We start from the raw sequence: 16,043 nt of genomic DNA, 5'->3' as shown, positions 1-16,043 counted from the left end.
GTGCCCCGTACCCCGGGGTCGCCCCGGGCCGCAAGGGCGGTACGTCCGCAGAGGTCAGGCCACCTCGAGTAGTCACGCCGTGCTGTCGGTGTGCTTCGCCGCAGCCGAGCCCGGGGCGCAGACCAGCTCGGCCGCGGTGCGGGCCATCGCCTCGGTGACGGACCTGTCGCAGTCGAGGAGGCCGCCTGCGTCGGTCTTCCATCCCACCGCGTGGCCCAGGACGGCCGTGCCGTCGGCGCAGGAGTAGCGGAAGTCACCCTCCACCTCCGTCGTGTACGCGTACCGGACGAAGAGCCCGGCGCCGTCGACCGAGTCCGTGCCGTCCTCGTTCAGCTCGGGAGCCTTCGCGTTCACGTCGGTGAAGGAGTACGTCATGCCGTCGTCCTCGGCGAGTGTGGCCGCGTCGGAGTCGATCACCCCGGCCTTCCTGCCGAGGGAGAACAGGACCTCGGAGGAGGACGGGGCCGGGCCCTCGGCCTCGACGGACTGATGCGGGGTGTACACCCGGGCCAGCGGGTACGTCAGCCGACCGCCGTCCTTGCCGAGCCGCTCCGGTTCGGAGACCCCCGTCAGCCGCTCGGCCGTCCGGACGCCGGACCAGGTGTACGTCCCGTTCGTGCACGCCTGCTTGCCCGCCACCGGGCTCGCCGAGGCCGGCCCGGTGGCGCCGGACGGCTTGGCGCCGTCGTCCTTCGCACCCCCCGTGCAGGCGACCAGCCCCGTCAGCAGGGCCGCCGTGATCAGGCCCGCAGGCCAGGCCCCTCGAATGGTTCCCCTCATGTTCCGCCCCCGTGATCGCAGCAAGGCGCCGCCGCCCGGATCCCCGGCCCGATCATCGCACCGGGCCCGGGGATTCCGGGAGGCGACGCGCCCGTCAGCTGCTCGACGCCGACGGCCCCGGGGCCGCCTTCGCGCCCTTCTTCAGGAAGCCCATGTCCTCGTAGACCGGGGTCTGGAAGCCGAAGGCGCCGGCGTTGACGAGGTTCTTCCTCGCCGCGGTGAGCTGGGGGCGCTGGTAGAGCGGAATGGAACCGGCCGCGGCCCAGATGCGGGAGTCGGCCTTGCGGATCAGCGAGCGCTCCTCGCCCGCGTCCAGCGCGGCGAGGGCCCGGTCGAACAGCTGGTCGACCTGGTCGGTGCCGACGCGCGTGTAGTTCTGCTCGACGCTCAGCGAGCCGTCGGCCGCCGGCACCGGCTTGGAGTAGATCGGCCGGGCGTCGGTGGCCGGGAACGCGCTCGCGGGCCACGAGTACAGGGCGAGGTCGTACTCGCCGGACGCGACGTGGTCCTTGAAGTAGCTCTCGTCCGAGACCTTCACGGTCTCCGTGCGGATGCCGACCTTCAGGAGCATCCTCGAGATCCGCGCCGCCACCGTGCGCAGCGGCTCCGAGCCCGGTCCCGACGGCAGGACGAACCTCAGCGACAGCGCCTTGCCGTTCTTGGCCAGGACGCCCCCCGCGGCACCGGCCGGGGCGGCCGTGCCCTTCGGCGCGTAGGCACCCGGCGCGTGCTGGGCACCCTCCTGTGCGAGCTGCCTGTTCTCGTCACGACCCTCATCGCCCTCACGGCTCCCGGGCCCGTACCCGTGCTCGTCCTCCGCGCGCCCCTTGTCGTCCGCCCGGCTGCCGCTCTCGTACTCGTCCAGGGCCCGCGCCTTGTCGTCCTCCCCGACGATGTACGTGCCCTCGGACTCGTCGTCCCCCTCCGACTCCTCCGACTCCTCCGACCCCTCCGACTCGTCCTCGTCGGCCGTCCTGCCCTCCGCCCCGGCCGCCTCCTCGTCCTTCTTCTTCTCCTCCTTGACCGGACCCCCCGGAACCCACCCGGCGTCCGCGAGCAGCGCCTGCGCCTCGGCCGTGTCCTGGCCGCCCAGCGCGCCGCTGCTGTCGGCGTACGCCTCCTGCCCGGACAGCGCGAGATGGCTGCCGACCGGCACCGCGGGCAGCCCCAGCGGCTTCAGTACGAGCGCGGCCAGTTCCTTGCGGTCCAGCGCCCGGGCCACCGCCCGCCGCACCCGCTCGTCGGCCAGCGGCCCGTTGGCGCCGTTCAGCGCCAGCTGTGTGTACGCGGGCTCCAGGGACCGCCGTACCTCGAAGTCGCGCAGCGCCTTCTGCTGCTTCTCCCACTTGGCGATGGCCTTCGTCAGCTTCTTGCGGGCGCGCGTCTCGTCCTCGGCGGCCTCCTCGTCGGAGCCGTGCGCGAGCGCCCAGGAGCGCAGCGCCTTCGCGGCGGTTCGCCCGGCGCCGGGGCCGGAGAGCGGTCCGGCGCTGCCCTTGGCCGCGCCGTCGATGCGTTCGACCGCCGCCGGGTCGATCTCGGCCAGGTCGATCTTCCCGGCGGCGAGCTCGGCCGCCCGGTCCTCCCTGGCCACTGCCTTCAGGTCGATCTCCTGGAGCTTGGCCTGGTGCCCCCACCAGCGCGGGTTCCTGGCCAGCCGGACCTGCTTCTTCTTGCGGTCGACCTTCTTCACCAGGAACGGCCCGGCGGTCACCTTCAGACTGCCGCGCGCCCCGTCGTTGAAGGACGAGGGCGTGCCCATGACGTCCTTCGGGTACAGCGGCGAGAACAGTGACTGCCAGTCGGAGTAGGGCCGGTCGAAGGTGACCCTGACCTCGAGGTCGTTGTCGCCGCGCTCGATCTTCTCGATGCGGTCGTAGCCGGCGTTGCGGGCCGTCCAGTACGCGCTGTCCTTCCCCGACAGGGCGCGCCACTGCGCGGCGAAGTCGGCGGCGCCGATCTCCCGGCCGTCGCTCCAGACCGCCTGCTGGTTCAGCTTGTACAGCACGACCTGCCGGGGCTCGGTGCCGACGACCTTCGCGGACTCCAGATAGTCGGGATTGCGCCGCGCCCGGCCGTTCGCGTCGAGCCGGTACATCGACGGCAGCACGGCCTGGGCGACCCGGGCGGTGGTGGCGTCCGCGTCCGACTGGAAGGCGTTGAAGGTCTCCGGCACCGCGTCCACGGCCCAGCGCAGGGTGCCTCCGTCGGCGATCGACGCGCGGGCGGCCGGGGCGATGTCCTGGGCGGCGAGCGGCTTGCTCGGCTCGTCCTCGGCGCCGCAGCCGGCCAGCAGGGGGACCGCGAGCGCACCCGCGGCGAGGAAGGCGACCGAGCGCATGACGGAGCGCGGCCCGACACCGTCGTAGGACATCGACATCGGCATCTTTGGTACCTCTGATCATATTTGGAGGTATTTTGGACTTTGATCAGATCTACGACCCACTGAACACGGCCACTGAAGAGGAAAGGATTCGCCTGCCGAGGGCGACACGGCGTCCGGGGCGCCCAACCCCACTCGTGCGGAGCAACACGACCCGCTCACATCCGCCAATCGCTGCACATGCCTTCACACCGACCGGTGTGACGCGCAACACTCGCAGGCGCATGAACGTTGCCGTCCAGGGCACAGCCCACGGAAGCGAGGTCACGTCATGTCCGTGCACGACGACCTGACGACGGTCCAGCGCTGTCTCGACGACCTTTCCCGGTCCGTCGGCCGCCTGGAACAGCAGCTCGGCAGCGGCGGCCTGGAGATGCGCCGCGTCCGGGTCGACGCCGACCACCTGAAGGAGAGCGTCGCCCTGCTGCGCGACGCGTCGGCCCAGCCCGCCGCGCCGCGCAAACCCGAGCTCGTCACCATCCCCGACACCCCCTACGACGACTCCCTCTGGATCGACACCGACGACGAGGGACTCGGCGCGAAGGACCGCCACGCCCCCTGAAAGCCACCTCAGTCACCCTGAACCGACCGGAGCCCCCCCTTGGCCACTGGTACGGAATCATCGACCGACCCTCATCCACCGGGCGGCGTGCGCGGCGCGACCCGCGCCGCCATCGCCGCCCCCCATCTGCGGACCGACCGCTGGTGGCTGGCGCCCGCCGCGACCGCCGCCGGGCTGCTGGCGTTCATCGTCTACTCGACCTGGCGGGCCTTCGCCAACGCGGACTACTACGCGGCGCCGTACGTCTCGCCGTTCTACTCCCCCTGTCTGGCGGAGAACTGCGAGCCCATGCGCGCGGGCCCCAACGCGGAGGTCTTCGGCGGCTGGTGGGGCATCTCGCCCGCGATCATCATCCTGATCTTCCCGCTGGGCTTCCGCCTGACCTGCTACTACTACCGCAAGGCCTACTACCGGGGCTTCTGGGCCTCGCCCCCGGCCTGCGCGGTGGCCGAGCCGCACACCAAGTACACCGGTGAGACCCGCTTCCCGCTGATCCTGCAGAACATCCACCGGTACTTCTTCTACGCCGCGATCGTCGTCGCCGGGATCCTGACCTACGACACCGTCCTGTCCTTCCGCGACGAGCACTACCGCTGGGGTCACATGGGTCTGGGCACCCTGGTGTTCCTTCTCAACATCACGCTGATCTGGGCGTACACACTGTCCTGCCACTCCTGCCGGCACATCGTGGGCGGCAAGCTGAAGCACTTCTCCAAACACCCCGTGCGCTACAGGGCGTGGCAGCTGGTCGGCAGGCTGAACGCCCGCCACATGCTGCTGGCCTGGGCGTCACTGGTCAGCGTGGCGCTCGCCGATTTCTACGTGTACCTGGTCGCGTCCGGCGCCTTCGACGATCCGAGGTTTTTCTAGATGAGTGGGGCGTTCTGATGTCCGTGGTCGACCGGCAGGAGTGGGACGTCGTCGTGGTCGGCGCGGGAGGCGCCGGCCTGCGCGCCGCCGTCGAGGCCCGTGAGCGCGGCGCCCGTACGGCCGTGATCTGCAAGTCGCTGTTCGGCAAGGCGCACACGGTGATGGCCGAGGGCGGCATCGCGGCGGCGATGGCCAACGCCAACGAGCACGACAACTGGCAGGTCCACTTCCGCGACACCATGCGCGGCGGCAAGTTCCTCAACCAGTGGCGGATGGCGGAGCTGCACGCCCAGGAGGCCCCGGACCGGGTGTGGGAACTGGAGACCTGGGGCGCCCTCTTCGACCGTACGAAGGACGGCCGGATCTCCCAGCGCAACTTCGGCGGCCACGAGTACCCGCGCCTCGCGCACGTCGGTGACCGCACCGGCCTGGAGCTGATCCGCACCCTCCAGCAGAAGATCGTCGCACTCCAGCAGGAGGACCTCAGGGAGACCGGGGACTACGAGTCCCGGCTGAAGGTCTTCCAGGAGTGCACGGTCACCCGCATCCTCAAAGACGGCTCGCGCGTGAGTGGCGTCTTCGCGTACGACCGTGAGACCGGCCGTTTCTTCGTCCTCGAAGCCCCGGCCGTGGTCGTCGCGACCGGCGGCATCGGCAAGTCCTTCAAGGTGACGTCGAACTCCTGGGAGTACACGGGCGACGGCCACGCGCTGGCCCTGCTCGCCGGAGCGCCGCTGCTGAACATGGAGTTCGTGCAGTTCCACCCGACGGGCATGGTCTGGCCGCCGTCGGTGAAGGGCATCCTCGTCACGGAGTCGGTCCGCGGCGACGGCGGGGTGCTCAGGAACTCCGACGGAAAACGCTTCATGTTCGACTACGTCCCCGACGTCTTCAAGGAGAAGTACGCCGAGTCGGAGGAGGAGGGCGACCGCTGGTACGAGGACCCGGACCACAACCGGCGACCACCGGAACTGCTCCCCCGCGACGAGGTCGCCCGCGCCATCAACTCCGAGGTCAAGGCGGGCCGGGGCTCCCCGCACGGCGGGGTCTTCCTGGACGTGTCGACGCGGATGCCCGCCGAGCGGATCAAACGCCGGCTGCCGTCCATGTACCACCAGTTCAAGGAGCTGGCCGACGTCGACATCACGGCGGAGGCGATGGAGGTCGGGCCGACCTGTCACTACGTGATGGGCGGCATCGCGGTCGAGTCCGACACCGCCGCCGCGCGTGGCGTGCCGGGACTGTTCGCGGCCGGTGAGGTGGCCGGCGGCATGCACGGCTCCAACCGGCTCGGCGGGAACTCCCTCTCCGACCTGCTGGTGTTCGGCCGCAGGGCGGGCCTGCACGCGGCGCAGTACGCGGCGGGTGCGGGCGCCCGGCCGCCTGTCGACGAGGCCGCGATCCAGGCGGCGGAGGCCGAGGCGCTACGGCCCTTCTCGGCCGACGCGGCGGAGAACCCGTACACCCTCCACCAGGAACTCCAGCAGGCCATGAACGACCTGGTCGGCATCATCCGCCGCGAGGGCGAGATGGAGCAGGCCCTGGAGCGGCTCGCGAACCTGCGGGTACGCGCCGAGCGGGCCGGTGTGGAGGGCCACCGCCAGTTCAACCCGGGCTGGCACCTCGCCCTCGACCTGCGGAACATGCTGCTGGTCAGCGAGTGCGTGGCCCGGGCGGCGCTGGAACGCACCGAGTCGCGCGGCGGCCACACCCGCGAGGACCACCCGACGATGGAACGGGTGTGGCGCAACGTCAACCTGCTGTGCCGCCTCGCGGATTCCGTCGACGGGGGCGCGATCGACCTCGTACGGGAGACCACCGACCCCATCCGCCCGGACCTGCTCGCCCTCTTCGAGAAGGAGGAGCTGGTCAAGTACCTCGCCGAAGAGGAGCTGTACGAGTGAGCAGCTACGAAGCCCGCTTCAAGGTGTGGCGGGGCGATGTGGACGGCGGCGGTCTGGAGGACTTCGCGGTCGAGGTCAACGACGGCGAGGTGGTGCTGGACATCATCCACCGCCTCCAGGCCACGCAGGCCCCCGATCTCGCCGTCCGCTGGAACTGCAAGGCGGGCAAGTGCGGTTCGTGCTCGGCGGAGATCAACGGGCGCCCCCGGCTGCTGTGCATGACCCGTATGTCGGTGTTCACCCGCGACGAGACCATCACGGTCACCCCGCTGCGCGCCTTCCCGGTGATCCGGGACCTGGTGACGGACGTCGGCTTCAACTACCGCAAGGCGCGGGAGGTCCCGGCGTTCGTGCCGCCGGCGGGGGTCGGGCCCGGCGAGTACCGGATGTTCCAGGAGGACGTGGACCGTCCGCAGGAGTTCCGCAAGTGCATCGAGTGCTTCCTGTGCCAGGACACCTGCCATGTCGTGCGCGACCACGAGGAGAACAAGACGGCGTTCGCCGGCCCGCGTTTCCTCATGCGCGTCGCCGAACTGGACATGCATCCGCTGGACGCGGCCGAGGAGTCCGGCCTGGACCGGGGGCGCACGGCCCAGGACGAACACGGTCTCGGCTACTGCAACATCACCAAGTGCTGCACGGAGGTCTGCCCCGAGGGCATCAAGATCACGGACAACGCGCTGATCCCCCTGAAGGAGAGGGCCGTCGACCGCAAGTACGACCCGCTGGTGTGGCTGGGGTCGAAGATCAGACGGCGGTCGTCGTAGGCGGGTGCGGCACGCGGCCGGGGCGCCGGGCCTGGGACTGGAGGACGGCGCCCACGAGGTTCACGCCCATGCCGGCGAGCGCGAGGTAATAGTGCCGCATATTGCTCAGTGGGCCGAGGAACAGGAAGGCCCCCAGGCCGACGGCGCTCAGCAGGCCGCCCGTCCCCCACAGTTTCGGCCGCAGGATCAGGGCACGGGCGCGCCGGGGCACCCAGCCCGTCGTCACGGCCGCGAGACCGCCCCACGCCAACAGGGTCAGAGAGACCACGGCAATACCCGTCAGAGCCCAGCGCATGGCGCTCATGCTCCCAGGCTCCGCAGCACCCACAAGAGATTTGACTCAGCGATGGCCCGCATCGGACCAGAGTTTGGGAGGTCGCCGTCCAGTCGGTCGGCGTCCGGTGCCGGGGCGGGCCCGCCCCCGTCTCGGGCGTATCCCGCTCGCGTCGCCGCTTTCGCGGCCATACGCTCCGAAATGTGACGTCATCCCTGCCCCGAGGCCGGCCGCGGCGTGCCAGGTCGCACCTGTCCCTGCGGGTGGCGCATGCCGTGCTGGGCGGCGCGGCCGGGGTGGTGTGGCTGGTACTGCCGGGGATGACGGCGGGGAACGGCACGCCGGTCGCGGCCCAGGGGTCCCGGCCCGCCGCGAGCGCCGCCGTGGCCCCCGACGAGGAGACGTCCGCCACCGATCTCGTACTCCCGCTGGTGGCGGTCGGCGCGGTGGGCGCGGTCGCCGGGTACGGGTATCTGCGCCGGGTCCGCCGCGCCCGTGACCGGACCACACCCGGAGGCATCGGCACCCCGCCGGCCGCCCCGTCGGCCATCCCCTCCGCCACGCTGTCGGCCGCCCCGCCGCACCCCGCCGATCTCGACGCCGTCGCCTGCGCGTCGCTCGTGCGGGCCGACGACCGGGTGCGGGCGGCGCGGGCCGAGCTCGGGTTCGCCGGGGAACTCCTCGGGCCGGAGGCCGTCGGCCCGTTCGGGCGGGCGCTGCGGGAGGCCGAGGGCGAGCTGACGGTGGCGTTCCGGATGCGGCAGCGGTACGACGAGGGCGTACCGGCGGAGGAGGCGGCCCGCCGGCACACGCTCGCCGGGATCGTCGGCCGGTGCGAGGAGGCCGGGCGACGGCTCGACGGTCCCGGGCGACTCGGCTCCCCCGAACCCGCGCTGCCCTTCGCCGAGGCCAGGTTCCGGGAGCTCGCGGGACGCACCGGCGCGGCACAGGCCCTGCTCGCAGACCTCACCCTGCGGTACGCGCCGACCGCGACCTCCGCCGTCACCGGCAACGTCGAACAGGCCAAGGACCGGCTGCTGTTCGCCACCTTCCGGCTCAACCGGGCCCGCCAGGCGGCCGATTCGGGTGAGCCGGAGCAGGCGGTCCGGGATCTGCGGGCCGCGCAGGGGGCCGTCGGCCAGGCGGGCGTCTTCCTCGGGGGCGTGGACCGGCTCGCCGCCGCGCTGCGGGACGCCGAGGGGACCGTACCGGCGGCGCTCACCGGCGCGGAGGCGGAACTGGCGGAACCGCGCGCGCACCCGCCGAAGGAGGGCGAGCGGCACCCCCGGCTCCTCAACGCCGACTCCGTCCTCGCCTCCGTGCGGCAGGAACTGGCCTCCGGGCAGCCGTACGATCCGCTCGGCGTCCTGCGCCGGATCGTGCGGGCGGTCGTGCCGCTCGCCTCGGGGCGGTCCGGGGTGCTGTCCGCCGCCGCGCTGACCGTCGCCCGGGAGGCCGTCGAGACGGCCGACGACTTCGTCGGCACACACCGGGGCGCCGTGGGCGTCACGGCCCGCACCCGGCTCGCGGAGGCCCGGCGGCTCCTCACGACCGGCGGCCCCGCCGACCGGCCGGCCGCCGACGCCCGCGCCCTGGAGGCCCTGGAACTCGCCGAGCTGGACGTCCGCGCGCACGGCAACCCGGCCCCGGGCGCCGGGGAGACGGCAGGCACCGGTGGCGCCGTACTCGGCGGGATCGTCCCCGCGGACGATCCCGAGCACGGGCACCCGCCCGGATTCCGACAGGTCTGACCAGGTGTCAGAACAGGCTCAGCAACGCTTCCGCCGGGTCGGCCAGCTGGGTGTCCCCGTCCGGCAGCGGCAGTTCGAACCACACCGTCTTGCCGCGCGGGGTGCGCCGGGAGCCCCAGGCCGCGCTGAGCAGCCCGACGAGTTGCAGACCGCGCCCGCCCTCGTCGGTGTCGCGTGCCCTGCGGCGGCGCGGCTGGACCAGGCCCGCGTCCCAGACCTCGCACACCAGGGTCTGGTCCAGGAGCAGACGCAGTCTGATCTCGCCCTCGCCGTACCGCAGCGCGTTCGTCACCAGCTCGCTGACCAGCAACTCCGTGGTGTCGACCAGGGGTTCCAGACCCCAGGACAGCAGCCGGCCACGCGCGTACTCCCGGGCCCGGCCCACGCTGCGCGGTTCGCGCGGCAGCGTCCAGTCGCCGACGGAGTCGACGGGCAGGCCCTGTACACGTGCCATCAGCAGGGCGATGTCGTCCTCGCCGTGGTGTGTGTCGAGGGTGTTGAGGACGTGGTCGCAGACGTCCTCGAGCGGGGCGGCGGGGTCCGTCAGCGCGCCGACGAACGCCTGGAGGCCCTCGTCGAGGGGGTGGTCGCGGGACTCGACCAGGCCGTCCGTGTAGAGCGCGAGCAGCGCGCCCTCGGGGAGGTCGACCTCCACCTCCTCGAAGGGCTCTCCGCCGACGCCGAGCGGCATGCCCGGCGGCACGTCGAGCATCAGCGCGGGCTCGCCCGGTTCGACGAGGACCGGCGGGAGATGGCCCGCGTTCGCGAAGGTGATCCGTCGGGTGACGGAGTCGTAGACCGCGTACACGCAGGTCGCGAGGTACACCTCGGACAGGTCTGCCTCGCGGGGGCGGCGGGCGGCGCGGGTGGCCTGCTGGACGCCGCCGGGGGTGCCGAGTCCGCGCGCGATCTCGTCCAGCGCGGAGAGGACTTCGGCCGGTTCGAGGTCGAGCAGGGCCAGGGTCCGTACGGCCGTACGGAGTTCACCCATGGCGACGGCCGCGCGCAGACCGCGGCCCATCACATCCCCCACCACCAACGCGGTACGGTGCCCGGGCAGTTCGATGACGTCGAACCAGTCGCCGCCGACCTCGCTGGGGCGGCCGGAGGACACGTTGCCGGGCAGATAGCGGCAGGCGATGTCCAGTCCGGAGGCGACCGGGTCGCCGGGCGGCAGCAGTGACCGTTGCAGTATCAACGCCCGCTCGTGCTCCCGCCGGTACAGCCGCGCGTTGTCGATACAGACGGCGGCCCGCGCGGCCAGTTCCACGGCCAGATCCCGGTCCCGGTCCCCGAACGGCTCGCTGCCCTTGGTCCGCGAGAACTGCGCGAGTCCTACGACGGTGTCGTGGGCGACCATCGGGATGGCGAGGGTGGACTGCACCAGGCCGCCCTCCTCGCCGGGGATGTGCTGCGGGCGGGCGGTGCGCAGGGCGTCCGCGCAGGGCGAGTTGAACGGGAAGTGGTGGACCGCGCCGACCGCGACGGGCTCTCCGGTGCCCGCGAAGGGCTCGTCGGAGACGGCGGAGGAGAAGGCGACCCTGCGGAGTTCCGCGCTGCCGTCGGCGAGTCCCGGCGGGGTCTCGTCGCCGGCCAGGAGCCCCTGGTAGAGGTCGACGGTGGCCAGGTCGCAGAAGCCGGGCACGACTACGTCGAGGAGTTCGCGCGCGGTCGTCTCCAGGTCGAGGGAGTTGCCGATCCGGGCGCCCGCCTCGTTCAGGAGGGCGAGATTGCGCCGGGCGGCGGCGGCCTCACGGGCGGCGGCACGGCGGGCGGTGATGTCGGTGCCGAGCCAGGCGATGCCGATGGGACGGCCGCTGCCGCTCTGCACGCGGTAGAGGTTGATGGACCAGTGCCGGCGTTCGTCGGAGCCGGGCACGAACCCGGTGACGTGCATGTCCGTGATGGAGTCGCCGGTTCGCAGGACCCGGCGCATGATGGCGCTGACCCGCTCGGCCTCGGGCCGGGACAGGTAGTCGTACACCCCCCGGCCGCGGTGGTCGTCCGGGGTGCCGCCGAAGACGGACGAGAACCGCTCGTTGGCGCGGCGGACCCGCAGGTCGGGGTCGATCAGCAGGAAGCCGAACGGGGATTGGCCGAATATCGCCTGTGAGGCGGCGAGGTCGGTCTCGATGCTGCGCAGCGTGCGGACGTCGACGACGATGCACACGGCGGCCTTCTCGCCGTCGATGCTGCGCGTCGGCATGACGTACACCTCGGCGAGTCCCTGCTCGCCGCGTCCGCCGCCCGGCACCGGGTCGGGCAGCCGGAAGGGCACCACTCCGGTCCACTCACGGCCGTCCAGGATCTCGGCCATCTTGCGCTGGCCGCGCTCGCGCAGATCCGGGTCGATGAACGCCTCGATGGGGTCCATGCCGACGGCCCGGTCGGCGGGGATGCCGAAGATCTGCTCGGCGCGCAGACTCCACTGGTCGACCAGGCCGTCGGGGCCGATCGAGAACGACGCGACTCTTATGTAGTCGTAGATCGAGCCGGGCGGACTGCTCTGCCACAAGGTGTCACCGAACGCCGCCTCGCCCTCCGCTCCGTCCGCGCCGTCCATGAGACCGCCGAACCCGGCGGCGGTGGCGGCCCTGACGGCCGAGGTATCCGCGGAGTACGCACCCGCGGACCCGCCCCTCGCGCCGTCCGACGGGTCCTCGGACTCCGAGGCCCTCGCTGGTATCTCGCTCACGCGAACCGTCCCCTCCAGCTCACCGCGTCCGGCACCGGTCACCGGCAGCGGCTGCCCGCAGTATCCAGCACTACGGCGCCGCACGACACGGTGTTCACGATCACAGCACGGTCCAGGCGTGTTTCGGACCGTTCCGCGACAACACTCCCAGTCTTCTAACCAGCGGACACGCCCTCGAATCACCCCGTCCGGGACCGGTCGGTGTCCGGAACCCGACGGGTGACACGAATGCCCCCGCCGTACACCCCTCGCACGCCCTCACTTCGTCACCCCGGCACCGTCAGTTCGAACCAGACCGTCTTCCCGCCGTCGCCCGGTCGGGTGCCCCAGCGGCGGGAGGACGACGCCACCAACTGCAGTCCCCGGCCGCTCTCGTCGTCCGGCCGGGGGTCCCGCTCGCGGGGCGGGTCCGGCAGCGGGTCGGAGACCTCGACCAACAGGACGCCCGCCAGGCCCGCGGGGCGCACCATGCGCAGTCCGACGGGACCGGTGGCGTGCCGCATCGCGTTGGTCACCAGCTCACTGACCAGCAGCGCGGTCACATCCCCCAAACTGTCGAGGCCCCAGCCGCGCAACTGGCTGCGGACGACACGGCGGGCGGTGCGCACCGCGCCGGGGTCCGCGGGGAAGGTCCATTCGGCGCAGTCGCCTTCGGTGTCGATCACGCCGATCACTTCCCGGGCCAGCGAGTACACCCATGTCCGAATTCATGGGGTTAATGGGCACATACCCGATATCCAACAGCCGGTACCGCACGGGCACCCGCAGGAGGGCGCACTGTGGCACGAACGGCGCAGGAGGCGACCCGCCGGGGTCAGCGCACTTCGCGAATGCTTCCCGCGCCCAGGCGTGCGAGCGTCTCGCGTACGGCGGGGACGTCCTGGTCGAGCCACGGCACGTCCCAGACGGCGTCCGGACCGAGCCAGCGGAGCTCGTCGTGGGCCTCCAGGGGGGCCGGGGCGCGGAACCGGGGCGCAGGCGGGCGGTCCACACCTGGAGGACGTAGGGCGGCCTCAGGGGCCACTCGCCGGGCACGCGCTCAACGACCTCGGCCTCGACGCCCAGTTCCTCGCGCAGTTCGCGCACGAGTGCCGCCTCGGGGCGCTCACCCGGCTCCACCTTGCCGCCGGGCAACTCCCAGCGGCCGGCGAGATCGGGGGGCGTACTGCGGCGCGCGGCGAGCAGACGGGCGCCGTCGAGCAGGGCGGCCCCGACCACCAGGATGCGTTCCGCCTTCTGCGCCGCCGGCTGCGTCGGTTCCGTCATGCGGCGGAGCCTACGGGAACCGGGGACGGGTCAGTTCCGGGTGCCGTCTCCGTTCTGCGCCGAGGCCTGGCCGATGCGTTCGACCCAGTAGAGCTGCTTGTGGCCGCGCTCGTCGAGGCTGTCGGCGATCTTCTGGGCCTCCGCACGGGTGGCGTACCGGCCCACGCGGTAGCGATTGCCGTTGTCGTCCTGCCGTATGACGAGCCAGGGCAGAGAGGCGGTGCCCTCGTTCATCGCACCCCTCCGCTTCCCCGGCGCGGCACGCTCCGGGCCCCGCTCGCTAAGGAAACCGCAATCCGCATATGCCCGAGCGTACGCCTTACCTTTACGCACCGAACACGGCTTTGCACAAAGAGGTACGCAACCAGCCAAGACGCGGGGGGCGCACGGGACCGAACGCGCCGTGCGCGCGCTGCTGCGAAGTCCGCTGGGCGGGGGGTCGGGCACATATGCGGCGACCTGCGAGAACGGCCGGAAACGACCGGATCCCGGCATCCCGCTCACAGGCCCCCCGAAACCGGACACCCAAGGCAACCACCAAGAGGGCGTGCGCCTCCTTTCACGAGCGGCGTGCAGTGGGCGCCGAGGGGCGGCCCACGCACGGGGCGAGCGGGTCGGCCGGGTCAGCGCACCGGCAGGTGGTAGGCGACTCGGTAGCGGTCTGCGGGGATGACCACGTCGGCCGTCTCGACCGCCCGGCCCGAGGCGTAGTACGTGCGCTGCACGACCAGGACGACATGCCCGGGAACCCCGCCCAGGGCGAGCAGTTCCTCGGCGAGGCCGGGGCGGGCGCCGACCTCCTCCGTCACGTTGTCGACGATGACGTCGATCGCGCGCATCCGCTCGACGACGCCCATGCCGCCCAGCGGCCCCTCCTCGGGCAGCATGACGGGCGTACGGCCGGTGAGGGCGAGCGGCTCCCAGGAGGTGGAGAGCATCATCGCCTCGCCGCCGTCCCGGAACACGTACTTGGTGCACATCACCCGGTCCCCGGCCTTGATGCCGAGCCGCTCCGCGACGGCCCCGCTCGCCTCGCTCTGCCGGCTGCTGGACTCCCAGGTCCCCCGCGCCTGCACCTCCGCCTGCTCCTGCCGGAACGGTGTGGCACCGTTCGCGGGCCGGTAGCCGGAGCGGGCGATCCGGCGCGGCACCGGCCGCTCCCGCACATACGTCCCCGAACCGGAGCGGCCCTCGACCAGCCCCTCGGCCATCAGCACCTTGCGCGCTTCCAGGGCGACCGTGTCGGAGACGCCGTACTCCTCACGGATCCTCGCCTGGGACGGGAGGCGGGCGTGAGGTGGCAGCGAGCCGTCGACGATCTTCTTGCGGAGATCGCCCGCGACACGCAGGTACGCCGGCTGCTCACCGAAAGTCACTGGCCGCTCCCATCAGGTTCTACAGACAGCAACAGCCTGGCAACCGTGGGTTCCACCATGCAAGCAAAGGCCAGACAATCACTCGATGTGATGACAACTGCCTGGGAAACGCTTTACGCAGGCGCTTTCTCCCCGCTATGGGCGTGATCACACCTGAATTCACACATCGAGTCCCCCGCCAGAGCTCCCGCCGCTCCCGTTGCCGCCATCGCTCCCGCCGCTCTCGCCGCCGGACTCATCGTCGTACGAAGGCGGCGTGGTGGCCAGACCCAGAGCCTCGCGCGCGGTGACGGTGGTGTCTCCGTCGACGTAGCCGTAGGCCTTGTCGTAGTGGTCGAAGAACTCGTCCGCGGACGGCGATGTCGCCGCGGACGCCCACTCCTTGCCCGCGTCCCGCATCTCCTTCACCAGGTCGGCGACCGGCCCCCGCGCCTCGGCGGGCCAGGTGCGCGCGCTCAGCGCCTTCGCCTGGGCGTCGGTCACGTCCGCGACCTCGCCGGCCCAGGTCTGATTGGCCGACAGGTCCTCGTCGGCGTATTCCTCGGGCTCCTCGTAGAGGATCTCGTCGACGGTGTTCACCGCGTCGAGGAAGGCCAGTTGGTCGGCGTCGAGGTTCGACGCGTCCGCGCGCAGCGAGCCGGTCAGGGTGCCGCTCTCGTCGGTGTTCGCGAAGACACAGGTGATCTCGCGGTCGCCCCAGGTCCAGCTGTCCTCGGTCGGCGTGAGGAAGTAGACGTCGACCTCGTCGGTCAGCGCCCAGGAGTCCATCGCGTAGGTGTCCTGGAGCGGCCGGCACTGGCCCTCGGCCTTGTCGGAGACGTAGTCGTCGCCCGGGTAGTCGTCACCGGACAGCGAGATCGAACCGAACACCTCGCCGTCGTGCACGCCGGAGCAGGGCACCTTGTCGACGTCGTAGACGTCCTCGTCGAAGGTCTTGCCCGGTACGTCGAAGCAGTCGCCCTTGGCCAGCGAGAGGCTGGTGTTGCCGCTCGCGCCCTCCTTGGCGCCCGCCCACACCTCGGAGGCGACGTTCGTGGACAGCGACACCGCCCACAGCGCGAGCCCCAGCGACGACACGACCGCCCCGGCGATCGCCATCGCCTTGCCCCGCTCGCCCCGCTTCCTGATCTGCACCAGCGCGATGATCCCCAGGACCAGCCCCACGGCCGGCAGGAAACAGAGGAGCCCCAGCACGAGCGCGGCGATGGCGACCCCGTTGACGGGCGCGGGGGGCGTGAAGGGGGCATAGCCCTGACCCCAGAACTGGTAAGGAGCCTGGGGATACGACGGATACGGGGGCTGCGCCTGCGGGTTCTGCGGGTACGGCTGCGGAGGCCGGTACGGGTCCTCGGGCTGCTGGGGCCCGGAGGGCGGAGGTATGGACACAGGTACCGGGTGCTCCTGGCTCGGGCGGTGTG

General features: G+C 71.9%; 13 protein-coding genes and 1 pseudogene. 5 read left to right on the top strand and 9 right to left on the bottom strand.

The window, feature by feature from the left end:
• Positions 1-72: 72 nt before the first annotated feature.
• Together ACFPIH_RS10545 and ACFPIH_RS10540 are read right to left on the bottom strand one after the other, a co-directional pair.
• Positions 73-780 carry a hypothetical protein gene (locus ACFPIH_RS10545; RefSeq protein ID WP_381165159.1) on the bottom strand — a complete coding sequence of 236 codons (708 nt, stop codon included), beginning with the start codon at positions 778-780 and terminating at the stop codon, positions 73-75.
• Between the two features lie 94 nt (positions 781-874).
• A complete protein-coding gene (locus ACFPIH_RS10540) occupies positions 875-3,151 on the bottom strand; it encodes an ABC transporter family substrate-binding protein (protein WP_381165782.1) in 2,277 nt (758 codons plus the stop codon).
• Between the two features lie 280 nt (positions 3,152-3,431).
• Here ACFPIH_RS10540 and ACFPIH_RS10535 point away from each other — a divergent pair, with 280 nt between their 5' ends.
• From ACFPIH_RS10535 to ACFPIH_RS10520, 4 genes are read left to right on the top strand one after another with little or no spacing between them, the layout of a single operon-like run.
• Positions 3,432-3,722: a hypothetical protein gene (locus ACFPIH_RS10535; RefSeq protein ID WP_381165162.1), complete on the top strand. Its 291-nt coding sequence runs from the start codon at positions 3,432-3,434 to the stop codon at positions 3,720-3,722.
• 39 nt (positions 3,723-3,761) lie between these two features.
• The gene (locus ACFPIH_RS10530; RefSeq protein ID WP_381165165.1) at positions 3,762-4,592 is read left to right on the top strand and encodes a hypothetical protein; all 831 of its coding nucleotides are present in this window, start codon (positions 3,762-3,764) and stop codon (positions 4,590-4,592) included.
• 17 nt (positions 4,593-4,609) lie between these two features.
• The gene (locus ACFPIH_RS10525; RefSeq protein ID WP_381165168.1) at positions 4,610-6,496 is read left to right on the top strand and encodes a fumarate reductase/succinate dehydrogenase flavoprotein subunit; all 1,887 of its coding nucleotides are present in this window, start codon (positions 4,610-4,612) and stop codon (positions 6,494-6,496) included.
• Positions 6,493-7,263: a succinate dehydrogenase/fumarate reductase iron-sulfur subunit gene (locus tag ACFPIH_RS10520; RefSeq protein ID WP_381165171.1), complete on the top strand. Its 771-nt coding sequence runs from the start codon at positions 6,493-6,495 to the stop codon at positions 7,261-7,263. Before ACFPIH_RS10525 ends, ACFPIH_RS10520 begins: the two co-directional genes overlap by 4 nt.
• On the opposite strand, the gene ACFPIH_RS10515 is transcribed toward ACFPIH_RS10520, so the two are convergent.
• On the bottom strand, positions 7,244-7,567 hold the full coding sequence (locus tag ACFPIH_RS10515; RefSeq protein WP_381165174.1) for a hypothetical protein: 324 nt from the start codon (positions 7,565-7,567) through the stop codon (positions 7,244-7,246). The two genes, ACFPIH_RS10520 and ACFPIH_RS10515, sit on opposite strands and share 20 nt — an antisense overlap.
• A 290-nt stretch (positions 7,568-7,857) precedes the next feature.
• Here ACFPIH_RS10515 and ACFPIH_RS10510 point away from each other — a divergent pair, with 290 nt between their 5' ends.
• On the top strand, positions 7,858-9,288 hold the full coding sequence (locus ACFPIH_RS10510; RefSeq protein WP_417801369.1) for a hypothetical protein: 1,431 nt from the start codon (positions 7,858-7,860) through the stop codon (positions 9,286-9,288).
• Between the two features lie 7 nt (positions 9,289-9,295).
• On the opposite strand, the gene ACFPIH_RS10505 is transcribed toward ACFPIH_RS10510, so the two are convergent.
• From ACFPIH_RS10505 to ACFPIH_RS10480, 6 genes and pseudogenes are all read right to left on the bottom strand, one after another.
• Positions 9,296-11,983 (bottom strand): SpoIIE family protein phosphatase, encoded by a 2,688-nt coding sequence (locus tag ACFPIH_RS10505; RefSeq protein WP_381165180.1) that lies wholly within the window; start codon positions 11,981-11,983, stop codon positions 9,296-9,298.
• A gap of 266 nt (positions 11,984-12,249) precedes the next feature.
• Positions 12,250-12,657: an ATP-binding protein gene (locus ACFPIH_RS10500; RefSeq protein WP_381165784.1), complete on the bottom strand. Its 408-nt coding sequence runs from the start codon at positions 12,655-12,657 to the stop codon at positions 12,250-12,252.
• Positions 12,658-12,797: 140 nt separating this feature from the next.
• Positions 12,798-13,249 (bottom strand): annotated as a pseudogene (locus ACFPIH_RS10495) ((deoxy)nucleoside triphosphate pyrophosphohydrolase).
• A gap of 30 nt (positions 13,250-13,279) precedes the next feature.
• Complete coding sequence (locus tag ACFPIH_RS10490) at positions 13,280-13,483, bottom strand: SPOR domain-containing protein (RefSeq protein WP_381165183.1); 204 nt, start codon at positions 13,481-13,483, stop codon at positions 13,280-13,282.
• Positions 13,484-13,872: 389 nt separating this feature from the next.
• Positions 13,873-14,625, bottom strand: coding sequence for a GntR family transcriptional regulator (locus ACFPIH_RS10485; protein WP_381165186.1), 753 nt, complete (start codon positions 14,623-14,625; stop codon positions 13,873-13,875).
• Positions 14,626-14,784: 159 nt separating this feature from the next.
• Positions 14,785-16,011, bottom strand: coding sequence for a DUF4190 domain-containing protein (locus tag ACFPIH_RS10480; protein WP_381165189.1), 1,227 nt, complete (start codon positions 16,009-16,011; stop codon positions 14,785-14,787).
• Positions 16,012-16,043: the final 32 nt, after the last annotated feature.

The organism is Streptomyces vulcanius, assembly GCF_042653945.1.
In the GTDB taxonomy this organism is placed as follows: domain Bacteria; phylum Actinomycetota; class Actinomycetes; order Streptomycetales; family Streptomycetaceae; genus Streptomyces; species Streptomyces mangrovi.
This window is presented reverse-complemented; position numbering and strand designations above follow the sequence as displayed.

Bases quoted from the DNA above. Each gene is read 5' to 3' on its own strand.
- ACFPIH_RS10545 (WP_381165159.1), bottom strand. From the start codon at position 780: ATGAGGGGAACCATTCGAGGGGCCTGGCCTGCGGGCCTGATCACGGCG.
- ACFPIH_RS10540 (WP_381165782.1), bottom strand. From the start codon at position 3,151: ATGTCCTACGACGGTGTCGGGCCGCGCTCCGTCATGCGCTCGGTCGCC.
- ACFPIH_RS10535 (WP_381165162.1), top strand. From the start codon at position 3,432: ATGTCCGTGCACGACGACCTGACGACGGTCCAGCGCTGTCTCGACGAC.
- ACFPIH_RS10525 (WP_381165168.1), top strand. From the start codon at position 4,610: ATGTCCGTGGTCGACCGGCAGGAGTGGGACGTCGTCGTGGTCGGCGCG.
- ACFPIH_RS10515 (WP_381165174.1), bottom strand. From the start codon at position 7,567: ATGAGCGCCATGCGCTGGGCTCTGACGGGTATTGCCGTGGTCTCTCTG.
- ACFPIH_RS10510 (WP_417801369.1), top strand. From the start codon at position 7,858: ATGACGGCGGGGAACGGCACGCCGGTCGCGGCCCAGGGGTCCCGGCCC.
- ACFPIH_RS10490 (WP_381165183.1), bottom strand. From the start codon at position 13,483: ATGAACGAGGGCACCGCCTCTCTGCCCTGGCTCGTCATACGGCAGGAC.